This window comes from Limnohabitans sp. TEGF003 (genome assembly GCF_055395455.1).
The window spans coordinates 345,646-365,004 of sequence record NZ_AP029225.1; the positions used below are offsets into that span (position 1 = coordinate 345,646).

Annotated in this window: 23 protein-coding genes and 1 tRNA gene; 12 read left to right on the plus strand and 12 right to left on the minus strand. The window is 59.9% G+C overall.

Annotated elements, in window-relative coordinates; all coding sequences use genetic code 11:
* Nucleotides 1–60: 60 nt before the first annotated feature.
* The gene (locus ACZ5RT_RS01735; RefSeq protein WP_464453316.1) at nt 61–636 is read right to left on the minus strand and encodes a thermonuclease family protein; all 576 of its coding nucleotides are present in this window, start codon (nt 634–636) and stop codon (nt 61–63) included.
* 368 nt (nt 637–1,004) lie between these two features.
* On the opposite strand from ACZ5RT_RS01735, the gene ACZ5RT_RS01740 reads away from it, so the two are divergent.
* The 5 genes from ACZ5RT_RS01740 to ACZ5RT_RS01760 are packed head-to-tail and all read left to right on the plus strand — an operon-like array spanning nt 1,005 to nt 3,722.
* On the plus strand, nt 1,005–1,403 hold the full coding sequence (locus ACZ5RT_RS01740; protein ID WP_464453317.1) for a hypothetical protein: 399 nt from the start codon (nt 1,005–1,007) through the stop codon (nt 1,401–1,403).
* 23 nt (nt 1,404–1,426) lie between these two features.
* Nucleotides 1,427–2,353, plus strand: coding sequence for a DUF4407 domain-containing protein (locus ACZ5RT_RS01745; protein WP_464453318.1), 927 nt, complete (start codon nt 1,427–1,429; stop codon nt 2,351–2,353).
* Nucleotides 2,354–2,366: 13 nt separating this feature from the next.
* Nucleotides 2,367–2,858, plus strand: coding sequence for a hypothetical protein (locus tag ACZ5RT_RS01750; RefSeq protein ID WP_464453319.1), 492 nt, complete (start codon nt 2,367–2,369; stop codon nt 2,856–2,858).
* On the plus strand, nt 2,855–3,427 hold the full coding sequence (locus ACZ5RT_RS01755) for a hypothetical protein (protein WP_464453320.1): 573 nt from the start codon (nt 2,855–2,857) through the stop codon (nt 3,425–3,427). Before ACZ5RT_RS01750 ends, ACZ5RT_RS01755 begins: the two co-directional genes overlap by 4 nt.
* Nucleotides 3,417–3,722 (plus strand): hypothetical protein, encoded by a 306-nt coding sequence (locus ACZ5RT_RS01760; RefSeq protein ID WP_464453321.1) that lies wholly within the window; start codon nt 3,417–3,419, stop codon nt 3,720–3,722. Before ACZ5RT_RS01755 ends, ACZ5RT_RS01760 begins: the two co-directional genes overlap by 11 nt.
* A gap of 189 nt (nt 3,723–3,911) precedes the next feature.
* On the opposite strand, the gene ACZ5RT_RS01765 is transcribed toward ACZ5RT_RS01760, so the two are convergent.
* Entirely contained in the window at nt 3,912–4,442 is a 531-nt protein-coding gene (locus ACZ5RT_RS01765) for a DUF2889 domain-containing protein (protein WP_464453322.1), read from the minus strand.
* 108 nt (nt 4,443–4,550) lie between these two features.
* Here ACZ5RT_RS01765 and ACZ5RT_RS01770 point away from each other — a divergent pair, with 108 nt between their 5' ends.
* Nucleotides 4,551–6,122, plus strand: coding sequence for an acyl-CoA synthetase (locus ACZ5RT_RS01770; protein ID WP_464453323.1), 1,572 nt, complete (start codon nt 4,551–4,553; stop codon nt 6,120–6,122).
* A 35-nt stretch (nt 6,123–6,157) separates the two neighbouring features.
* Nucleotides 6,158–6,688, plus strand: a complete 531-nt coding sequence (locus tag ACZ5RT_RS01775) for a GNAT family N-acetyltransferase (protein ID WP_422170579.1) — start codon at nt 6,158–6,160, stop codon at nt 6,686–6,688.
* Here the strand turns inward: ACZ5RT_RS01775 and ACZ5RT_RS01780 are convergent.
* Nucleotides 6,640–7,350: a hypothetical protein gene (locus tag ACZ5RT_RS01780; RefSeq protein ID WP_291927163.1), complete on the minus strand. Its 711-nt coding sequence runs from the start codon at nt 7,348–7,350 to the stop codon at nt 6,640–6,642. The two genes, ACZ5RT_RS01775 and ACZ5RT_RS01780, sit on opposite strands and share 49 nt — an antisense overlap.
* Nucleotides 7,347–8,189 (minus strand): 2-keto-4-pentenoate hydratase, encoded by an 843-nt coding sequence (locus tag ACZ5RT_RS01785; RefSeq protein WP_464453324.1) that lies wholly within the window; start codon nt 8,187–8,189, stop codon nt 7,347–7,349. The genes ACZ5RT_RS01780 and ACZ5RT_RS01785 overlap by 4 nt, the downstream gene beginning before the upstream one ends.
* Before the next feature lie 115 nt (nt 8,190–8,304).
* Between ACZ5RT_RS01785 and ACZ5RT_RS01790 the strand changes: the two genes are divergently transcribed.
* A tRNA-Met gene (locus tag ACZ5RT_RS01790) sits at nt 8,305–8,381 on the plus strand.
* A 48-nt stretch (nt 8,382–8,429) separates the two neighbouring features.
* Here the strand turns inward: ACZ5RT_RS01790 and ACZ5RT_RS01795 are convergent.
* The gene (locus ACZ5RT_RS01795; RefSeq protein WP_464453325.1) at nt 8,430–8,657 is read right to left on the minus strand and encodes a hypothetical protein; all 228 of its coding nucleotides are present in this window, start codon (nt 8,655–8,657) and stop codon (nt 8,430–8,432) included.
* A 152-nt stretch (nt 8,658–8,809) separates the two neighbouring features.
* On the minus strand, nt 8,810–9,589 hold the full coding sequence (locus ACZ5RT_RS01800; protein WP_108427078.1) for an enoyl-CoA hydratase: 780 nt from the start codon (nt 9,587–9,589) through the stop codon (nt 8,810–8,812).
* 147 nt (nt 9,590–9,736) lie between these two features.
* Here ACZ5RT_RS01800 and ACZ5RT_RS01805 point away from each other — a divergent pair, with 147 nt between their 5' ends.
* The 3 genes from ACZ5RT_RS01805 (at nt 9,737) to paaK (ending at nt 12,384) form a co-directional block, all read left to right on the plus strand.
* Nucleotides 9,737–10,537 carry an enoyl-CoA hydratase-related protein gene (locus ACZ5RT_RS01805; protein WP_464453326.1) on the plus strand — a complete coding sequence of 267 codons (801 nt, stop codon included), beginning with the start codon at nt 9,737–9,739 and terminating at the stop codon, nt 10,535–10,537.
* Nucleotides 10,537–10,968 (plus strand): hydroxyphenylacetyl-CoA thioesterase PaaI, encoded by a 432-nt coding sequence (paaI, locus tag ACZ5RT_RS01810; RefSeq protein WP_291927176.1) that lies wholly within the window; start codon nt 10,537–10,539, stop codon nt 10,966–10,968. Before ACZ5RT_RS01805 ends, paaI begins: the two co-directional genes overlap by 1 nt.
* Nucleotides 10,969–11,079: 111 nt before the next feature.
* A complete protein-coding gene (gene paaK / locus ACZ5RT_RS01815; protein ID WP_291927180.1) occupies nt 11,080–12,384 on the plus strand; it encodes a phenylacetate--CoA ligase PaaK in 1,305 nt (434 codons plus the stop codon).
* On the opposite strand, the gene ACZ5RT_RS01820 is transcribed toward paaK, so the two are convergent.
* From ACZ5RT_RS01820 to ACZ5RT_RS01835, 4 genes are read right to left on the minus strand one after another with little or no spacing between them, the layout of a single operon-like run.
* Nucleotides 12,385–14,142, minus strand: coding sequence for a M61 family metallopeptidase (locus ACZ5RT_RS01820; RefSeq protein WP_464453327.1), 1,758 nt, complete (start codon nt 14,140–14,142; stop codon nt 12,385–12,387).
* Nucleotides 14,143–14,154: 12 nt separating this feature from the next.
* The gene (locus ACZ5RT_RS01825; RefSeq protein WP_464453328.1) at nt 14,155–14,610 is read right to left on the minus strand and encodes a DUF3429 domain-containing protein; all 456 of its coding nucleotides are present in this window, start codon (nt 14,608–14,610) and stop codon (nt 14,155–14,157) included.
* Entirely contained in the window at nt 14,607–15,323 is a 717-nt protein-coding gene (locus ACZ5RT_RS01830) for a DsbC family protein (RefSeq protein ID WP_464453329.1), read from the minus strand. Before ACZ5RT_RS01830 ends, ACZ5RT_RS01825 begins: the two co-directional genes overlap by 4 nt.
* Before the next feature lie 40 nt (nt 15,324–15,363).
* Nucleotides 15,364–16,539 carry an FAD-dependent monooxygenase gene (locus tag ACZ5RT_RS01835; RefSeq protein ID WP_464453330.1) on the minus strand — a complete coding sequence of 392 codons (1,176 nt, stop codon included), beginning with the start codon at nt 16,537–16,539 and terminating at the stop codon, nt 15,364–15,366.
* A gap of 196 nt (nt 16,540–16,735) precedes the next feature.
* Here ACZ5RT_RS01835 and ychF point away from each other — a divergent pair, with 196 nt between their 5' ends.
* On the plus strand, nt 16,736–17,827 hold the full coding sequence (gene ychF / locus ACZ5RT_RS01840; RefSeq protein WP_291927193.1) for a redox-regulated ATPase YchF: 1,092 nt from the start codon (nt 16,736–16,738) through the stop codon (nt 17,825–17,827).
* Between the two features lie 66 nt (nt 17,828–17,893).
* Here the strand turns inward: ychF and ACZ5RT_RS01845 are convergent, their stop codons facing one another.
* Both ACZ5RT_RS01845 and ACZ5RT_RS01850 read right to left on the minus strand, forming a co-directional pair.
* The gene (locus ACZ5RT_RS01845) at nt 17,894–18,841 is read right to left on the minus strand and encodes an alpha/beta fold hydrolase (RefSeq protein WP_424375237.1); all 948 of its coding nucleotides are present in this window, start codon (nt 18,839–18,841) and stop codon (nt 17,894–17,896) included.
* A 2-nt stretch (nt 18,842–18,843) separates the two neighbouring features.
* Nucleotides 18,844–19,317 carry a YqaA family protein gene (locus ACZ5RT_RS01850; protein ID WP_108427069.1) on the minus strand — a complete coding sequence of 158 codons (474 nt, stop codon included), beginning with the start codon at nt 19,315–19,317 and terminating at the stop codon, nt 18,844–18,846.
* Nucleotides 19,318–19,359 lie beyond the last annotated feature (42 nt).

Sequence of the window (19,359 nt, forward strand, 5' to 3'; positions counted from 1 at the left end):
GCTCCTGTCCTTACTGAAATGAGAATGCATCAATAATTTCTAAGTTCAAGCCTTTGAAATTCATCCTCGCTGAGAAGTGCAATTCCAAGAATGGTTTTTCTCGTGCTTATCCGGAAACATTCGATATTTTCTCCAAAGCCAAGGTGGTATGGGTTTTTCCTGTTGCCACAGCCCAAGGCCTTCTGTTCGGGCAACCAGTTCAGACTGGGCATAGTTCGCAGCCTGATTTCGGGGCTGTTCGTGCGCATAGCGTTTGTAGTGCCAAGCCATCCCAACTTGCACCATGGTCAGGTTGATGTCTTGAGTGCCGAGCAATAGCGTTGCAACTGTGCGTCCATAGCGATCCTGCTTTTGCGTTACGGCGACCACTTCGTTGTTCAACACCAGGCCAGCGAGGTAGGCCTGTGCCGTATGGCCGTATGGCATGCGGGATTCGGGCGCGTCTATCCCTGCCAGCCGTATTTTGATGCGGGTGTTGTCTGTACCCTCTAGGGTGACGGTGTCGCCATCCGTCACTCTTACGATCCGGCCGTGCAATTCTTTAGGTGGTACTTGGGCTGCTGATGTGACGCATGCCAGCAGCATGGTCATGACCAAGGTCATTGCTGCAGCAAGCAGCCGACGGTAAATCTTCATGGGGGGCTCCGTACAGCGGCAAAAGTGCAACCTGAGCCATAGACGAACCTGATTTCAAAAGGTCAGGACGATGGTAATCCTGACCTTTTCCAGGCCGGTGCGTCTATAGGGTGTAGACACCTTTTCAACCCACAGGACGCTTCATGAACTTGCGAAAAATGCTTTTTTGGAACACATCACCCGCTGCCATAGCAGATGATCCGGTGACAACGCCTGCTTTGGCTCCAGCCCAAGTAGCTGATGCCTTGAGTAATGTGATTCAGTTGCCGCCGCGCAGCCCACTGGATCAGCCTGTGGGTCTGGAGCCTGCAGAAACAAAGACGGCTTCATCGGAACCAGTTTCCAATGCGTCCCAACCTGCGGGGCTGATGGATACCCCTGAATTGAAAGCCTTCTTTGCTGAGAATTTTTTCGGACTGGGGCGTCACAACGGTTCCACTTACCGCACGCAAGAGGCGCTGGCACAAGGCAAACAGGGCATGGTGTCCCGTTTTCAGAACACCGTGACCGCCTTGATCGAGCAGCGGCAAGCCAAGATTGACCGACTTCGGAACATGCAGCTGCAGACAGAGGGCGTGTGCGCAACCACCACGGCACAACTGGATCTGGCCCGAAGCCGCCTTGAGCGAGATATGGCTGTCCTGCGTGACCAGATCGCTCAAGCTGAAATTGGCAAGGGTTGGGTACTGGAAGCGCTGAACCGTTACCAGATCGGTTTTGGCAAAGGTCTGCGCGAAGCCATTGACTTTGAACTGCTTGGCAACTGAACAACTGTTAACGAGAGACCAACATGACCATTTCCAACTACCTTTGCCATGTCGTGGGTGAACAACCGGCGCGTGCAGCACGTTTCCATCCATCAACTTTACGTCGAACCAAGGCTTTTGCCATCGCCATCCACATTCCTGTGGTGATGTGGGCCGTGACCGGTTTTGTCATCGCATCGCAGATTTTTAAACTGGATGATTTCAAATCCGGCGCTATAGCCTGCTTCTGTGCTGGGCTCATCTATTTGGTAGAGCGGCTGGTCTTGGCGACGCCCAAAGTTTGGTTTGTTAACTTGGCGCGTGTATTGATCGGATTTGTGATTGCTGTACTGGGTGCTTCTACCGTAGACCTCGTTATTTTTGACAGAGAGGTGACGCAGCAACTTTTGAAGACCGGAGAGGATCGTCTGCGAGCAGAGCACGACAGTCTGATCAATGTTCAGAGGCAATTACTTGAACAAAAAAAGGCAGACTGGGCTAAGGCTCAGGATGCGGCCAATTGCGAGGCTAACGGCACATGCGGCAGCATGCTGAGAAGCGTGGGCCCTGTTTACAGAGAACTCGCACGTCAAGCTCGGCAATCACGCGCAGATTACCTGGCCGCGCAGACGCAGCTAGGGTTTTTGAACGAGAAAAAAGAAGTGGCTATCGAGCAGTATCGAACTGCCCCCCAGGTCGTTGACAAGGCTGGTTTGCTGGCCAGGGTTGAGGCCTTACATGAATACACGCAGAACAACACCGCAGCATTTGTGGCGTGGATCCTGTTCTTTGCTCTGGTTCTTTTCTTTGAGTTGATGGTGGTTTTTTCCAAACTTGTTTTTGGAGAAACTGTGGATGACGAACTTGATCGAATCCGCGAAAACATCAGTCAGCAAAAAGCTCGGGACTATATGCAGGCCATGACATCGCCCGTGATGGAAGCCCGCAAGTTGATTGACGCCAGCTATTGATACGAAAGCAAATATGACAGCACAATTCTCTGAGCGTTTGATTTTTGAGGGGCAGCAGGTAGCCTTGTTGTCCAACCCTTTGAATGACTACTTTGCATTGGGTGGCAGTGATCCCGGGTTTGAGTCCACTTCTACCGCGCTTTGGCGTGGGTACATAGGGACGTGGGAAATTCTGAACGACCGGCTGTACCTGGTCGGGTTGAGAGGCACCTTGAAGTCTGGAGATGAGGCCAGCATGGAGAGTGTTTTTCCGGGGTTCACCGATAGGGTGTTTGCACATTGGTTTTCGGGGCGTCTGCGAATACCGCAGGGAAAACGCCTTGAATATGTTCACATGGGTTACGCAAGCACCTACGAGCGTGATGTGTTGCTGACCTTACAAAACGGCGTGGTTGTAGCCAAAGAAGTTCGGGTCAATGGGAAAGCTGAAGACGATGCTCCAGAGGGTTACAGCATAGGCGCTATGACAACCTGGCCAGCACGCAAGGCTGGGGGTAAAGAATGATTTGGCTGTGGATTTATTTGGCCGCGGGAGTGGTGTTTTTGGCTGTGATGTACGGCACCAACTTTCGTGAGAGCCAAGAAAACAAGACCAGTCAGTTACTGGAAAGTATGCGCGGACCATTGAGTACCAAAGACTTGTTGCTGGAAAAGGTGATTGCTCCCGCTTTGGCCATCATGTTGGTTGTGCTAGCTTGGCCTGCTGTTTTAGTCTATGCCATCAAAGCCAGGCGCGATGAAAAGCTGGAGAAAAAGCGCAGGGAAGATGCTGTGTTCCGCGTCAGATCCAAGGATCTTTTGAGACAGACCAGCGTGCCTGAGGTCGAAGCCGTTGCTCACATTCTTGACCCTATGGGGGCTGTACCCAACCTGCCATTCGGGCACTTGCACGGTGTGTGGCAAGCGTTTTTGCATCAACGCCCGCCAGGAGCGGCGTTGTGGAATTTTTCTTGTGACCATACCAGTGCGTGGGGCAATGTCACTGTCAAAGAAGGGTATGTCTGGGTGCTTGGTGATGAGCGAGCCCCATGGATGCTGACCCGAGAAATTTCAAAGTATCGAGATGATGATTGATGCCAAAAAAGATGCTACAGCTGAAGAATTATTTTGGGCCTCGTTGAAAGCTGAACTGGAAAATTTTCCCCCTGGGAAAAGAGAACATTTTTTATATGCAATTCGCTCGTTGTTCGATTGTTATAGGTCGGAAAAAGATCAGGCTATCGTTTTAATCTCAGAAGGCATGGCAGACACACAACGAACCAGTTTGATTGCCATCAATGCCAATGAGTTTGAAGTCGAAAATCTTATCGAAACGCTTTGTGTTTTTCGTCAAATAGGCGCGAAGGGAAATAACAGTTTTGTAAATTAAAACCAGTTCAGCGTGCTATTGGAATTTCAATACCTAAAGAATGTGATCCAGGTGGTCGTGTAGTTGCAGCGGATCGCGGCTCATAAAGGATGGGCCTCTGCGACCACGCCTTATCGGAGCATCTTTGGCCGGGCGCTCGGCATCAGCACATCTACGGGTACACCGAGCAAGTGATGTCATCCTTTTTAATCAATAACCCTCAACCCCCTTCGGCTTGAAAAACATCGGATACGCCCTTTGCACCGTCGGGCTGTCATAGGCCCAGCTGTGGCATTGGCCCAGGAAATAGGGCGCTTGGGTCATTTCGGGGTGGGGCTGGCCTGCCAGTTCGCGGCGCTGCCATTGGCCTGAAGGCAAGGTCTGATAGGCGGCCGTGGCCATGTTGAACAGCATTTCGCGCAGGTGGGTGCAGCCTTCGGTGCCGCCCACATGTTGGTTGATGACCTTGCGCCAGCCCGGGCCCATGGCGCAGCCGATGAGCTTGTGCATGTTGTGTGGCGCGCCGGTGCATTCGGCGTGCGGGATGTCGTCCATGGAGGTGGCGATGTCCTGGATCGCCATTTTGTTGTCGAGGGTGACGCGGATTTTCAGGTTGTGGATCGGCTCATCGCCGGGGAAAAGCCGTTCGTTGGGCACCTGGAAGCCGAAGGTCTTGACGTCGGTCAGTTGGGCTTCGATGTCCCACAGGCCATCTTCACGGTCAAAGCCTTGGTACACCACGGTGCGCGTATGTGACAGTTTTCGGGGGGAGGGTGGTGGAAGTGCCAATGGAATTCTCGCAAGTCTGATGTTCAATCTTCCGATCATATCGATGCAGGAGCCCTGAACATGTCGCACGCAGTCCAAACCGCCATCCACCCCGCCGTTCGCCGTCAGACCATTGCCGATGCCTTGCGCCGCACCGCGATCCGCTTGCCCGCCAAAACCGGCATCGTGTGCGGCACCACCACCTGGACCTATGCCGAGTTCGACGCGCTGGTCACGCGCTTGGCCGCAGGCCTGGCCCGCATCGGCGTGGCCGAGGGCGACAAGGTGGCGGTGCTGGCGCGCAATTCGCACGGTTTTGCGGCGCTGCGCTTTGCGTTGGCCCGTCGTGGCGCGGTCATGGTGCCGATCAACTTCATGCTCAAGGCCGAAGAGGTGGCTTACATCTTGCGTCACGCAGGTGCCAAGACGCTGGCGACCGACAGTGGCCTGGCCGAGCTCGCGCAGGCCGCTTCCAAGCTCGACACACAGGTGGAGCAGTTCATCTGGCTGCCGTCCGAAGACCCGAGCCAGCCCGTGGCGGGCATGCACAGCTTTGATGTGCTGGCCGCTTGCACCGACCCCTTGCCCGATTTGCGCCTGGGCAGCTACGACGTGGCGCAGATCGTCTACACCAGCGGCACCGAGTCTTCGCCCAAAGGTGCGCAGCTCACGCACGACGCGGTGATGTGGCAATACGTCAGCTGCGTGATCGACGCCGAAATCGCCGAGGCCGACGTGGCCCTGCATGCGCTGCCGCTGTACCACTGCGCGCAACTCGATGTGTTCTTTGGCCCGGCCATTTACATGGGCAGCACCAACGTCATCACGTCCAAACCCACGCCCGACAACCTGCTGCCGATGCTCGAAAAGTTTGGCATCACCAGCTTCTTTGCGCCGCCCACGGTGTGGATCGCGCTGCTGCGCTCGCCGCTGATGGATGCGGGCAAGCTCGTTAAATTGGCCAAGGGCTACTACGGCGCGTCGATCATGCCGGTCGAGGTGCTGAAAGAGCTGGCCTCGCGCCTGCCCAATGTCCGGCTGTGGAACCTGTACGGCCAGACCGAAATCGCGCCCCTGGCGACCATGCTCGGCCCAGACGACCAGCTGCGCAAACCGGGTTCGTGTGGCAAAGCCGTGCGCAACGTCGAAACGCGTGTAGTCAACGACGACATGCAGGACGTGGCCGTGGGCGAAGTGGGCGAGATCGTGCACCGCTCACCGCATTTGATGCTCGGCTATTTTCACGACGACGAGCGCACCCAAGCTTCGTTCGAGGGCGACTGGTTCCACAGCGGCGATCTGGGCGTCATCGACGAGGAGGGTTACATCACGGTGGTGGATCGCAAGAAGGACATGATCAAGTCCGGTGGCGAAAACGTGGCCAGCCGCGAGGTGGAGGAGATGATTTACCGCCTGCCGCAAGTGAGCGAAGTCGCGGTGATTGGTCTGCCCGATCCCAAGTGGGTGGAAGCGGTGACGGCGGTGATCGTGGTCAAGGCTGGGCAGGCGCTGGACGAAGCCGCAGTGATCGCGCACTGTGCCCAGCACATGGCCGGTTTCAAGTGTCCCAAGCGCGTGGTTTTTACCGACGCCTTGCCCAAAAATCCGAGCGGCAAACTGCTCAAGCGCGACTTGCGGGTGCACTACGCGTGATGCAGCGCCTACAGCATCTTTGCCACGAAACCAATATGAATGCCCCCATTGTCTTGCGCAACTTGCAAGTCGGTGACATCGGCTGGCTGGCGCATCGGCAGGGCATTTTGTATGCGCAGGAATACGGCTGGGATGGCACGTTCGAGGCCTTGGTGGCCGAGATTGGGGCGCAGTTCGTCAAGAACTTTGACTCCGCATGGGAGAACGCCTGGATCGCCGAATGCGAAGGCCGCGTGGTGGGTTCGGTGTTTTTGGTCAAGGTGTCCGAGCAGGAAGCCAAGCTGCGTTTGCTCTACGTGGAGCCGGTGGCACGCGGCGCAGGGCTGGGGCGGCGCTTGACCCATGAGTGCATCGCGTTTGCCAAAGCCAAGGGGTACTCCAAGCTCACCTTGTGGACCAACGACATCCTGCATGCGGCGTGCCGCATATACCAGGAGGCGGGCTTTGTGTTGGTGTCTGAAGAGCGCCACCACTCTTTTGGTGCCGATCTGGTGGGGCAGTACTGGTCTCTTGACCTTCAGGGTGGAGTTGCCGGGCACCAGCCCATTTCAAGCCAATGTGCATAGCCTGGCTTGAATGGCCATGCGGTGTACTGCACCGGTGTGCCTTGCGGTAATACTTGCTCGGTCAGGTGGTCCAGCCAAGGACTGATGGCACCGATTTGCTGCAACCAAGCTTGTCCTTCTGGCGTCTCCATGGCCAAGCCGGCCGTACTCTGGTGTGCCACGGGCAAAGCGATGCCCTGCACAGCTGGCCCGGACATGCGGTCGTGCACGCTGCCCCAAGCCACGGGTTTCAGGGTGTGCCGCAGTTTGCGTAAGCGGCGATCCACGGCATCCAGCGTTTCGTGGGTGAAGCGCAATTGCCCCAGCACGTTGTCAAACCAGAAGAATGCTTCGGGCATGGCATGAACGGCATCATGCAGCTGAGCCAAGCCATCGCCGGTGTGCAGGTGCAAGGCCGTGCCTTGGCGCTTCAGTTCTCGTTCATGCCGCCAGCGGAACAAAGGTGCGGCCAAAGGATCAATGTCCCAAGCGTATATCGCGTCAAATTGCGCCAACCAGGACGTCGGCAACATCCAGCCTGCACTGGCACCGATCAGCACCAACTGTTTGCGCGGCATGGTTTGCGCCAAGAGCCACGCTTCGATTTGTGCTGACGTGGATGCCCAGCGCTTTTGTGATCGCCATGCGCGCCAATGCCAGTGCCATCCGCCTGTCAGGTTCATGTTGGCACTTCAGTTGGTGCTTCCGAGGCGAATGTCATCTGCACATGGCCGAGCAGGCCGTAATCAGCGCTCACCCTGTCGCCCGGCTCCAAGGCCAGGGGCACCATGCAGGTTCCGGTGGTGACCACCTGGCCCTTTTGCAAGGTGAGGCCCAAAGCCGACAGTTGGTTGACCAGCCAGGTCAAGGCGATCCGAGGATCGCCCAGCACATTGGCCCCGGTGCCTTCACGGGTGTAACGAAGGCGTTCGCCATGGTCAACGCGCGCTTGCACGGTGTGATGGCTCAAATCGAGTTCGCGCCAAGCATCGGGGGCTGCCGGGCCCAATACAAAATGCCGTGCGCAGGCGTTGTCGGCCAACAATTGGGCTTCGCCCGCTTCGGTGAACGGGGCCAATCGGGAGTCGGGTATTTCAATGGCCGGGTGCAGCGAGGCCACGGCGGCCATGACTTGCTTCATGCCGTAGGGGGTGTTTTGCGGTGGCAAGTCTTGCGCCATTGAAAATGCAAATTCAGGTTCCGCCACCCGCATCCGGTTGCCCGCGGAGGGCACCGTGGCACCGTTGTCAAACACTTGGCCCGAGAGCAAGCGCCCGGCCAGCGGACCGCTCACATGGATATGGCTTTGTCCGTTGGCACTGGTGGCCGCGATCTTCCATCCCACGACGGTGCGGCCGGATACGGCGGGCAGTTGTGCCTGCACTGCATAGCCTTGCGCCATGGTCAAGGGCCTGCATTCTTCGGGCAGGGCTTTCAGAACCTGACCCGACTGCCAGTGCGACCAAACTGTTTGCGCGGCTTGGGTGATGGCTGGGGCGTTGAAGTTTTTGGGGATGATCATGTGTCGATTGTTACGCCGACTTGTGCGGGCGGGATGAATTTTTGTGTATAATTTTTGGCTTGATGGCGTCAGTCATCTGCTTTCAAGCAGTTTGTTTCAAAGCAACCCGTTACCCGGAGATATAGCTCAGTTGGTTAGAGCGCAGCATTCATAATGCTGATGTCGGTGGTTCAAGTCCACCTATCTCCACCAAATTCAAAGCCCACAGTCTTGCGACTGTGGGCTTTTTGGTTTGGGCGTTCAAGCGAAAACGTCCACCGCTTCTCCCAGACCATCCCAACTCATTGTTTTGCGTTGGCGGCCCACACGGCTGTTTTTGCCGGCTTTCCCGCCTTTGTCTGACGAAGACACCCGGCTGCGTCCAGTCACGGCTTCAGGCGCTGCGCGTTTTTCCACGCGGTCGATCGGGTTGATGACAGGGGCCATGGGGCGCAGGGTCTGACCGATAGAGATAGGGCTGATTCGCATGGGGAACTTTCAGGAATGCTTGAGGGATACATCGGCACGAAAACCTGAAAGTGAAGTGCAAGTTGGCAAGAGCCTGAGGCCGCTGGTGTCGTGGCCATGAAAAAGCCCGCCATGCAGGCATGGCGGGCCAAGTTGTTGAAAGCCAGAGGGTTTCAGCCGTTCACAAAGTGGGGTGCCCGTTTGTTCAAAAAGGCGTCCATGCCTTCTTTTTGGTCGGCGGTGGCAAACAGGCCATGGAACAGGCGGCGCTCAAACATCACGCCGTCGCTCAGACCGCTTTCAAAGGCGCGGTTGACACTTTCCTTGGCGGCCATGGTGGCCAGCTGGCCGTAGCCGCATATCATCAAGGCTGCGCCCAGTGTTTCGTCCATCAATTTGTCCAGCGGCACCACGCGGCTGACCAGGCCACCGCGCTCGGCCTCGGCGGCGTCCATCATGCGGCCTGTGAGCACCAGGTCCATGGCCTTGGATTTGCCCATGGCGCGGGGCAGGCGCTGCGTTCCGCCTGCACCAGGAATGATGCCGATCTTGATTTCGGGCTGACCAAACTTGGCGTTGTCGGCGGCGATGATGAAGTCGCACATCATGGCCAGTTCGCACCCGCCACCGAGTGCAAAACCGGCCACGGCCGCGATCACGGGTTTGCGGATGCTGCGGATGGTTTCCCAGTTGCGCGTGATGAAGTCGTTTTTGTAAACCTCGTGGAAGTTGTATTTGGCCATCGCAGAGATGTCGGCGCCTGCGGCAAAGGCTTTTTCGCTGCCGGTGATGACCATGCAGCCAATGGCTTCATCGGCGTCAAAAGCTTTCAGGGCCGCGCCCAGCTCGTCCATGAGCGGGCCGTTCAGGGCGTTCAGCGCCTTGGGGCGGTTGAGGGTGATGATGCCGACTTTGCCGCCTTCGGTGCGGACTTCGATGTTTTCGTAGCTCAAGAACTTCTCCAAAAAATGTGGATTGACCGGTTCACTATACCCAAGGGGGCTGAGCGCTGGCTGTCAACTCTGGCACTGGTATCCGGGAAAACATTAACCAACCGCACGGTCGGTTAATGGTACATTCAGGGGTTCAGGAGACATCACATGACCGAATCCACCCCATCGGTGTTGTACGAAGTGCGAGGCGCCGTGGCGCTGGTCACCCTCAACCGCCCGCAAGCCCTCAACAGTTTCACCCGCGAAATGCACCAGGCCCTGTGGGCTGCCCTGGACCAGGCCGAGGCCAATCCGGCCGTGCGTGCCCTGGTGCTGACCGGTGCAGGCCGTGGCTTTTGCGCCGGGCTGGATTTGTCAGAGCTCGATTTCACGCCAGGTCCCGGCTTGCTGGAGCGCGCCGATCCCGGTCCAGTGATCAACGATGCCTTCAACCCCACCACGCGCCGCCTGCAGTCGTTGCGCATGCCGGTGATCTGTGCCGTCAACGGCGTGGCTGCCGGTGCAGGGGCTTCGGTGGCCATGGCCTGCGACATCGCGATTGCGGCACCCTCGGCCAGTTTTGTGCAGGCTTTCAGCAAGATCGGCCTGATCCCGGACGCCGGTGGCAGCTGGCTCTTGGTCGAGCGCCTGGGCCTGCCCCGTGCCATGGCGCTGGCCATGACCGGCGACAAGCTGACGGCCGACAAGGCCAAGGAGTGGGGCCTGATCTGGGACGTGGCCGAAGACTGCGTGGCTGCCGCACTGGCGCTGGCCGACAAGCTGGCCGTGATGCCGACCAAGGCTTTGGTGGCCACCCGCCATTTGCTGCGCGATGCGGGTACCCGCTCGCTGGACGCCCACCTGAACGTCGAGCGCGACACGCAATCGGCCTTGGGCAAGACGCACGACTACATGGAAGGCGTGAACGCCTTTTTGCAAAAACGCGCACCGCAATTCAAAGGCGAATGATGAACGACCCCAATGCCTTGGCCCGTTTGGTCGGTGAGACCATGTTCGCGGTGGATGTGGCGTCCAAAGACACCATGGGCATGGAGCTGCTGGCCTGCGAGCCCGGCCGCGCCGTGATGCGCATGGTGGTGAAACCACTGCACCTGAACGGCCACCAGATCTGCCATGGCGGTTTCATCTTCACCTTGGCCGATTCGACCTTTGCCTTCGCCTGCAACAGCTACAACAAGAACGCGGTCGCCGCGGGTTGCAGCATTGAATTTCTGAAGCCCGGCAAGCTGGGCGACGTGCTGACTTGCGAGGGCGTGGAGCAAACGCTGAGCGGCCGTCACGGCATCTACGACATGAAAGTCACCAACCAGCATGGCGAAGTGATCGCCATGTTCCGTGGCAAAAGCGCCCAAATTCCGGGCACTGTGGTGCCAGAGTGAGTCCTTGTCACGCCCGCGTGTTGGTTTGTCATTCCCGCGCAGGCGGGAATCCATGCTTGCCAGCGCCTCGAACATGCAGACCATCCCTTGTTTTTGAATCCGGAGTCACACATGACTGAAAAAGCTTTCCCCCTGGAGCCGATTGAAAAGGCCAGCATCGACGAGCTGCGCAGCCTGCAGCTCAAGCGCCTGCAGCAGACCCTGCAGCACGCCTATGCCAACTCGCCCGTGTACCGCGCCAAGTTCGATGCCGCAGGTGTGCATCCGGACGACTGCAAAACGCTGGCCGACATCGCCAAGTTCCCCTTCACCACCAAGACCGACCTGCGCGACAGCTACCCGTTTGGCATGTTCGCCGTGCCCCGCGAAAACTGCGCCCGCATCCACGCTTCCAGCGGCACCACCGGCAAGCCCACGGTGGTGGGTTACACCCTCAAAGACATCGACACCTGGTCTAACGTGGTGGCCCGCAGCATCCGTGCGGGTGGCGCCAAGCCTGGCGACATGGTGCACGTGAGCTACGGCTATGGCCTGTTCACCGGTGGCATGGGCGCGCATTACGGTGCCGAAAAACTCGGCCTCACGGTCGTGCCCTTTGGCGGCGGCCAGACCGAGCGCCAGGTGCAGCTGATTCAGGATTTCAAGTCCAGCATCATCATGGTCACGCCCAGCTACATGCTGGCGATTGCCGACGAATTCGAGCGCCAAGGCATCGACCCCAAGACCAGCTCGCTGCGCATCGGCATCTTTGGCGCCGAGCCCTGGACCAACGACATGCGTGCCGCGATCGAAAAGCGCATGGCCATCGACGCGGTAGACATTTATGGCCTGTCTGAAGTGATGGGTCCGGGTGTGGCCAGCGAGTGCATCGAGACCAAGGACGGCCCGACCATCTGGGAAGACCATTTCTACCCCGAGATCATCAACCCCGACACAGGTGAGCCTGTGGCCGATGGCGAGATGGGCGAACTGGTCTTCACCAGCCTGACCAAGGAAGCGCTGCCCATCATCCGCTACCGCACGCGTGACCTCACGCGTCTGTTGCCGGGTACGGCCCGCCCGAGCATGCGTCGCATGGAAAAAATCACCGGCCGCAGCGACGACATGATGATCATCCGGGGCGTGAACGTGTTCCCGAGTCAGATCGAAGAGCTGATCTTGAAGCGTCCCGAACTGGCCCCGCATTACCAGTGCGTGTTGACCCGTGAAGGCCCGATGGACGATTTGAAGGTCGTCATCGAGACCAAACCCGGCGTGTCACCCGACAGCATTGAAGCCCGCGCTGCCGCCAAGATGCTGCAGCACGAGATCAAGGTGTTCATCGGCTCCAGTGTGGCGATCGAGCTCAAGGCCGAAGGCGGCGTCGAGCGCAGCCAGGGCAAGGCCAAACGCGTGGTGGATTTGCGAAAGAAGTGATCAGACCGAGGGCCAGCCTAGGGTGCGGTCGGTTGGCGCCGACAGTTTCCAGCCGCTGGCCTGTGCTGGCACTTTCAGGAGCAGGCGCAGCAGGCGTTTGTCGCGTGAGACCAGCGCCATCAGTTTCTGTTCGCGCCCCAGCAGGGCGGGCAGGTCGTCGAGTTTGTGCAGGCGCCAGCTGCCGCCTTGTCCTTTGGCCCCCACCTCCAGCCCCAGCCATTCGTCGCCAGCGGCCAGCCCCGCCGTTTCGGCGGCACTCCCGCGCAGCACGCCCTTGATCTGCACGCTGCCACCGGCTTCGCTCACACGCAGACCGAGGCGTTGGGCCATGGTCGACGTTTCGGCATCCAGGACGACGCCTTGTGCGGTCAGCAGCTCGCGCAGGGGCAAGTCGGTGGTGCTGTGCACCCAGGCCTGAATTTCTGCCTGCCAGCTGCGGCCCGTGTAGGCCTGCAGCTCGTCCAGCAGGTCTTGTTCGCGCATGGGCCCGGCCTTGCAGCGCTTCCAGAGGCCGCGCATCACGGCATCCAGCGTCTGGCCTTCTTTGCGCAGCGCCAGGTCCAAGCACAGGGCCACGAGCGCGCCCTTGGTGTAGTAGCTCACGGTGGCGTTGGGCGTGTTCTCGTCCTGGCGGTAGTACTTGACCCAGGCGTCAAAGCTGGCCTGCGCCACCGTCTGCACGTGGCGGCCCGGGGTTTGTTGCACCTGGGCGATGGTTTTGCCCAGCAGCTTGAGGTAGGTGGTGTCGTCGATGAGGCCTGCGCGGCGCAGCAGGATGTCGTCGTAATAGCTGGTGAAGCCCTCGAAAAACCACAGCAACTGGGTGTAGTTTTCCTGGCTGTAGTCGTAGCGGGCCAAGGCATCGGGGCGCAGCTGTTTCACGTTCCAGGTGTGGAAGTACTCGTGGCTGATCAGGCCCAGCAGCGTGGTGTAGCCCTCGTGGGTGCGGGGTGGGGTCTGGCGCGGGAGGTCGCTGCGGTTGCAGATCAGCGCGGTGCTGTTACGGTGCTCCAGCCCGCCATAACCGTCGTGCACGGCATTGAGCATGAACAGGTAGTTCTTGTGTGGCGCTTTATGGCCTGCGGCCTTGCCCGCTCCATGCCAGAACCGGATGGCCGCTTCGCAGATTTTTTGCGTGTCGGCCAGCAGGCGGTCACCGTCAAAGGAGGGCAGGGCACCGGCCACCACAAAGCGGTGGGGGATGCCACAGGCTGTGAAGCTGCCGCTCCAGAACGTGCCCAGCTCTACAGGGCAGTCCACCAGCTCGTCGTAGTGGGCGGCCTGGTAAAGGCCAAAGCCTTTTTTGTCGGTTTTGACAGGCGCCAAGCCCGTGGCGGCCTGCCAGTCGGGCTGGGTTTTGACGCTTTGTAACTGCAGCTGGTGCGGCGCATGTTCTTGCCCATGCACCCGCAGGCACAAGCAGGTGCCATTGAAAAAACCGCGCTGGCTGTCCAGCCAGGCAGTGCGCACCGAGTGGTCAAAGGCATAGACCTCGTAGCTCAGCACCAGGGGCTGCCCGCTCTTGCAAGCCATGGCCCAGCTGCACTTGTCTTGCTGGGTGATGGGCACGCTGCGGCGGCCCTGTTTGGCGCTCAGGTTTTGCAGGTTTTTGGAAAACTCGCGGACCAGATAGCTGCCCGGAATCCAGACCGGCAGCGACACGGTTTGCTGCGCCGCAGGTTCAGGCACCGTCAAGGTCACCCGAAACAGATGGGCATGCAGGTCGGCGGCTTCAACGGTGTAGTGGATGGCGGTCATGCGTGTGAATGGTCAGGTTGCGCCCGCCGCCAAAAAGCAGCTCAGGCTGGCCACGGTGGTCAGCTGCAGGCGCATGGGCAGCCAGGGGGCCAGTCCCGCGGCAGGCCAGGTGCGGCGGTCCATCAGGTAGCAGCCGATCAGCACAAAGCCCAGCAGGGGCAAACCGGCAAAGGCGGGCATCATCACGCCCACCCAGGCGAGCAGCGAAGGCACGACCCCCCAGGTGAAGTGGATGCGCGGCGCGTTAGGAGTGATCAGGGCATTGCGAAAGCCCACACCCCAATGGATGCCCCCCAAAAACGACACGATCACCGCGCCATAGCCTTGCATGGACAGCGCCACATACGGGTGCAGGTCGGGGCCGACCAGCCACAGGCACAGAGCCAGGAACACAAAGGGGATCAGTCCGGCATAGCCCAGGCGACGGATCAGCCGCCAGGTCGGGTCTTCGATCAGTGGTGGGGTCATTTGAGGTCAGCCAGCATTTTTTCGACTTGGGCCATGGGCACCGCGCCGGGCACGCGGGTGCCATCGGCGAACAGCAGCATGGGCGTGCCCGTGATCCGGTTCTTTTTGCCAAATTCGACAACGGTGTCCACGGCGGATGCATCGCAGTTGGCTGTAGGAGGCGTGGTGCCGTTGATCATCCAGTCGTTCCAGACTTTGGCCTTGTCTTTGGCGCACCAGATGTTGCGCGACTTGGTCTTCGAGTCTTCGCCCAGGATGGGGTAGAGGAAGTGGTGAATGGTCACGTTGTCCAGTTTTTGCAGGTCTTTTTCAAAGCGCTTGCAGTAGCCGCAGTTGGGGTCGGCAAACACGGCGAGCTTGCGTTTGCCGTTGCCGCGCACCTGGGTGAAGGCACTTTTCATCGGCAACTGGTCAAAGGCAATCGCCGACAGTTTCTCCATGCGTTCTTCGGTCAGGTTGCGCTTTTGCTTGACGTCAATCAGGGCGCCCTGGATCAGGAAGCTGCCGTCGGCATCGCTGTACATCACCTCGTTGCCCATGCGGATTTCGAACAGGCCATTCATCGGGGTTTTGCTCACCTCGTCGATCTTGGGCAAATTGGGCAGGCGCTCGCTCAGGTTTTTGCGAATGGCCGCTTCCTGGGCCACCGCGGTGCCCAGCGACAGGACGGTGGTGGCCACGATCAGGGCCCACTTGGAAAAAACAAACTTCATCGCAGAGGCTTTCGGGTTCGGGAAAAGTGAAGGGTTCGGGTCAGCTGACCAGGTGGGCTTTGTCCGCACTTTGGCCCATGGCGCGTTGCGTCATCCAGTGTTTCAGCGGACCGCTGCGGTCAAAGCCGCGCATGCCCCAGTTGCGCAGGTTTTGCCAGACCGGACCAGGCTGGGCAAAGAGGCGCTGCAGGCCATCGGTGACCCAGCCCATGGCCTGCACATCGGCTTGGCGGGCGCGTTCGTAGCGGCGCAGCAGTTTCAGGTCGTGCAAGGGGCGCCAGAATTCCTTGACACGGATGACCTGCACCAGCTCGGCCACATCGGCCAGGCCCACGTTCAGGCCCTGGCCTGCCAGGGGGTGCATCGCGTGGGCCGCATCGCCGGCCAAGGCGAACGATTGCTTGGCAGCGCCCGGCATGGGGCCGATCCAGCGCTCGGCTCGGGCCAGCTGCAGCGGCCACACCGCGCGCTCGGCCGACAGTTGCATGCCGCCCAGTGCGTGGCTGCAGGCCTCGGTCAGCGCGGCGGCAAAGTCTTCGGCGTTCAGGGCCATGAGCTCTTGCGCCCGCAGTGGGTGCACCGACCAGACCAGCGCCACTTCGCGTGCGCCTTCGCCACCCAAAGGCAACAAAGCCAGCACTTCGGCTTGCGGCTGCGACAGGCCGGGGGCGTGGCTCCAGCCAAACCATTGCCGGGCGATGCCTTCGTGCGGGCGTTCGCACTGCAGGCGTGTGGCCACGGCATGTTGTTCGTAGTGCGTGGTGTCAAAGCCCACACCCAGCTCGGCGCGTGTCTGGCTCGCGCGGCCTTCGCACACCACGGTGAGCGGGGCTGCCACCGGGGCATTCACCACTTGAATCAGGGGCTGAAACTGCACGGCCTGGGCCAGTCGCTCTTGCAGCACGGGCACATCGACCATCCAGTTGAGCTCAGCCACGCCTTGTTCCCGAGCACCAAAGTTCAGTTGGCCGCCGTGGTCGCCCCAGACCTGCATCTGGTGCACCGGGGTCACGGCAGGGGGCTCGGGCCAGCAGCGCAGGTCTTGCAGCAAGGCCATGGCCGCGCCATTGAGCGAGTAGGCACGCACGTCGGGCGTGGTGCTGGCCATGGGCGACTCGACCAAGGCCACGTTCAGTCGCTCGCGGGCCAGCAGCAAGGCCAAAGTGCGGCCGACGATGCCAGCGCCACGGATGCAAATATCGGGAGGGTTTGCCATGGTCTGTATTGTAGGTGGGGGCCCTTGTTTGGGCCTTTGCCTCCCCAGACCTAGGCTTTTGCCGCCCCCGACGCGATCGGGGGCATGCCTGCTGCCTTCGGCCACCACGGATACCCGATGGCATCCAGCCAAAGTCAGCAGGGCCGGGGCACTCGTTAAAATCACTGGTTACTTCCCGAATCACCGAAAGCCTTTCATGAGCCTCAAATGCGGCATCGTGGGTTTGCCCAACGTCGGCAAATCCACCCTTTTCAACGCCCTGACCAAAGCCGGCATCGCGGCTGAGAATTACCCTTTTTGCACCATCGAGCCCAACACCGGCGTGGTGGAGGTGCCCGATCCGCGCCTGCAGCAGTTGGCCGACATCATCTCGCCCGAGCGCATCGTGCCGGCCATCGTCGAGTTTGTGGACATCGCGGGCCTGGTGGCCGGGGCCAGCACGGGCGAAGGCTTGGGTAACAAGTTTTTGGCCCACATCCGCGAGACCGACGCCATCGTCAACGTGGTGCGCTGCTTTGAAGACCCCAACGTGATCCACGTCGCCAACAAGGTGGACCCGATCGCCGACATCGAGGTCATCCAGACCGAGCTGTGCCTGGCCGACCTGGCGGCTGTGGAAAAAGCCATCCACCGTGTGAGCAAAATTGCCCGCTCCGGCGACAAAGACGCTGTCAAGCAAATGGCGATTCTGGAAAAGTGCCAGACTGCCCTGAACGACACCCAGCCGGTGCGCACCATCGACTTCAGCAAGGAAGAACGCGCCGAACTCAAGCAGTTCTTTTTCATCACGGCCAAGCCCGCCATGTTTGTGGCCAACGTGTCGGAAGACGGCTTCGAGAACAACCCCTTCCTGGATCGCCTCAAAGCCTTTGCCGCCAAGCAAAACGCGCCTGTGGTGGCCATTTGCGCCAAGATCGAAGCCGAGTTGTCCGAGATGGACGACGCCGACCGCCTGGAATTCCTGAAGGAGCTGGGTCAGGACGAGCCCGGCCTGAACCGCCTGATCCGCTCGGCCTATGACTTGCTGGGCCTGCAAACCTATTTCACCGCTGGCGTGAAGGAAGTGCGCGCCTGGACCATCCACAAAGGCGACACCGGCCCGCAAGCCGCTGGCGTGATCCACACCGACTTTGAAAAAGGCTATATCCGCGCCCAGACCATCGCGTTTGACGACTTCATCACCTTCAAGGGCGAGCAAGGCGCCAAGGACGCGGGCAAGATGCGCGCCGAAGGCAAGGAGTACGTCGTCAAGGATGGCGATGTGATGAACTTCCTGTTCAGCTCCTGACCCTGTCACAGCTGCAACGAAAAAACCGCGCCATGGCGCGGTTTTTTGTTTGGACATGTTGCTGGGTCAGGGCTGGAGCGCCAGAAACTTCAGCACCGGCGCCACGCTGCGCAGCGGGTCTTCTTCCTGGGGCACATGCCCCAGACCCTCGAACACCACATATTGGCTGCCTGCGATGTCCTGGTGAAAGCGTTGGCCAGATGGCTCAGGGATGAGCCTGTCTTGTGCACCCCAAAGGATCAGGGTGGGTTGCCGGATGCCGGGGATCAGCCCGGCAGACAAGGCATCGGTCTCGCGCAGCTTCATGCGCTGGGTCAGGCTCTCACGGTTGCCCGCACGCAGCGTCAATTCGTAATAGCGGTCCACCAGTTCGGGCGTGACCTGGTCCGGGTTGGCATACACATTGCGCACGCTGGCCTCGATCATGCGGCGGGGCAGGAGTTGGCGCATGACCGGTTTGAGCCCCTCAATCTGCGCGAGCCGAAAGCCCAGCGGCACCGAGGTGGATTGCAAGGGGTAGCCCGTGGCATCCACCAGCACCAGGCGGCTGACACGGTCGGGGTGTTGCACGGCGGTGCGCCAGGCAATGCCGCCGCCCAGCGAGTTGCCAGCCAAGATGGCTTGGCGAACCCGCAGTTGGTCCATCAGGGCCACGATGAAGTCTGCATACCGTTCCATCCGGTAGTCGCCATCAGGGGCAGGTCCGGTCAGGCCGAATCCGGGCAGGTCCATGCGGATGACGCGTCGCTGGTGCTTGAGCGCGGCGGTCCAGCCATCCCAGGTGTGCAGACTGGCCGAGGTGCCGTGGATCAGCACGATGGGCTCGGGGTCATCCCGAGGGCCTTCGTCGCGCAGGTGCACCTGCATCCCTTGCAGTTCAATGAACCGTGAGGGCGCAGCGGCCCAACGTGTTTTCAAGGTGTCCACCGACCGATCGGGTGCCCAAGCCAGGCCGATCCCGACCGCCACGGTCATGAGCAACAGCAAGAGGCCCGTCAAAAGGATTTTGGTCATGTTCATGAGGATGGAAACAGCCAGAGCAAAGCGCCTGTCATGAACAGGTAGCGGAAAAACTTGCCAATCGCCATGTAGAGCGTGCAGGGCCACAGTGGCATCTTGAGCCAGCCGGCCACCGCGCACAAAGGATCGCCCACGCCGGGCAACCAGCTGAGCAAGCAGGCCTTGGGCCCCAGTTTTTCCAGCCAGGCCAGGGCGCGGATGTGTGTGCTGGAGTCGCGCCACTTGTTGACCGCGTTGTGCGCTCCCCAACCCATCCACCAGCTGACCATACCGCCCAAGGTGTTGCCTGCGGTGGCCACCACAATCGCCTGCCAAAACAACTCGGGGTTGAGTTTCACCAAGCCAAAGACGGCGGGCTCCGAGCCCATGGGCAGCAAAGTCGCAGACATGAAGGCCACCACAAACACCGTGCTCAGGCCATGTTCCGGCAAGGCCAGCCATTGCAGCAATTGATTGAGCCAAAGTTCCATGCGGGCAGTTTAGCGGCAGGCGGGTGGTGAGTTGGCCACACC

What these genes read in the sequence shown, in the direction of transcription:
- ACZ5RT_RS01735 (WP_464453316.1), bottom strand. Translation starts at nt 636, where the DNA reads ATGAAGATTTACCGTCGGCTGCTTGCTGCAGCAATGACCTTGGTCATG.
- ACZ5RT_RS01845 (WP_424375237.1), bottom strand. Translation starts at nt 18,841, where the DNA reads ATGACCAAAATCCTTTTGACGGGCCTCTTGCTGTTGCTCATGACCGTG.
- paaK (WP_291927180.1), top strand. Translation starts at nt 11,080, where the DNA reads ATGACTGAAAAAGCTTTCCCCCTGGAGCCGATTGAAAAGGCCAGCATC.
- ACZ5RT_RS01785 (WP_464453324.1), bottom strand. Translation starts at nt 8,189, where the DNA reads ATGATCATCCCCAAAAACTTCAACGCCCCAGCCATCACCCAAGCCGCG.
- ACZ5RT_RS01830 (WP_464453329.1), bottom strand. Translation starts at nt 15,323, where the DNA reads ATGAAGTTTGTTTTTTCCAAGTGGGCCCTGATCGTGGCCACCACCGTC.
- ACZ5RT_RS01825 (WP_464453328.1), bottom strand. Translation starts at nt 14,610, where the DNA reads ATGACCCCACCACTGATCGAAGACCCGACCTGGCGGCTGATCCGTCGC.
- ACZ5RT_RS01780 (WP_291927163.1), bottom strand. Translation starts at nt 7,350, where the DNA reads ATGAACCTGACAGGCGGATGGCACTGGCATTGGCGCGCATGGCGATCA.
- ACZ5RT_RS01745 (WP_464453318.1), top strand. Translation starts at nt 1,427, where the DNA reads ATGACCATTTCCAACTACCTTTGCCATGTCGTGGGTGAACAACCGGCG.
- ACZ5RT_RS01795 (WP_464453325.1), bottom strand. Translation starts at nt 8,657, where the DNA reads ATGCGAATCAGCCCTATCTCTATCGGTCAGACCCTGCGCCCCATGGCC.
- ACZ5RT_RS01775 (WP_422170579.1), top strand. Translation starts at nt 6,158, where the DNA reads ATGAATGCCCCCATTGTCTTGCGCAACTTGCAAGTCGGTGACATCGGC.
- ACZ5RT_RS01805 (WP_464453326.1), top strand. Translation starts at nt 9,737, where the DNA reads ATGACCGAATCCACCCCATCGGTGTTGTACGAAGTGCGAGGCGCCGTG.
- ACZ5RT_RS01850 (WP_108427069.1), bottom strand. Translation starts at nt 19,317, where the DNA reads ATGGAACTTTGGCTCAATCAATTGCTGCAATGGCTGGCCTTGCCGGAA.
- ACZ5RT_RS01750 (WP_464453319.1), top strand. Translation starts at nt 2,367, where the DNA reads ATGACAGCACAATTCTCTGAGCGTTTGATTTTTGAGGGGCAGCAGGTA.
- ACZ5RT_RS01755 (WP_464453320.1), top strand. Translation starts at nt 2,855, where the DNA reads ATGATTTGGCTGTGGATTTATTTGGCCGCGGGAGTGGTGTTTTTGGCT.
- ychF (WP_291927193.1), top strand. Translation starts at nt 16,736, where the DNA reads ATGAGCCTCAAATGCGGCATCGTGGGTTTGCCCAACGTCGGCAAATCC.
- paaI (WP_291927176.1), top strand. Translation starts at nt 10,537, where the DNA reads ATGAACGACCCCAATGCCTTGGCCCGTTTGGTCGGTGAGACCATGTTC.
- ACZ5RT_RS01820 (WP_464453327.1), bottom strand. Translation starts at nt 14,142, where the DNA reads ATGACCGCCATCCACTACACCGTTGAAGCCGCCGACCTGCATGCCCAT.
- ACZ5RT_RS01770 (WP_464453323.1), top strand. Translation starts at nt 4,551, where the DNA reads ATGTCGCACGCAGTCCAAACCGCCATCCACCCCGCCGTTCGCCGTCAG.
- ACZ5RT_RS01760 (WP_464453321.1), top strand. Translation starts at nt 3,417, where the DNA reads ATGATGATTGATGCCAAAAAAGATGCTACAGCTGAAGAATTATTTTGG.
- ACZ5RT_RS01835 (WP_464453330.1), bottom strand. Translation starts at nt 16,539, where the DNA reads ATGGCAAACCCTCCCGATATTTGCATCCGTGGCGCTGGCATCGTCGGC.
- ACZ5RT_RS01740 (WP_464453317.1), top strand. Translation starts at nt 1,005, where the DNA reads ATGGATACCCCTGAATTGAAAGCCTTCTTTGCTGAGAATTTTTTCGGA.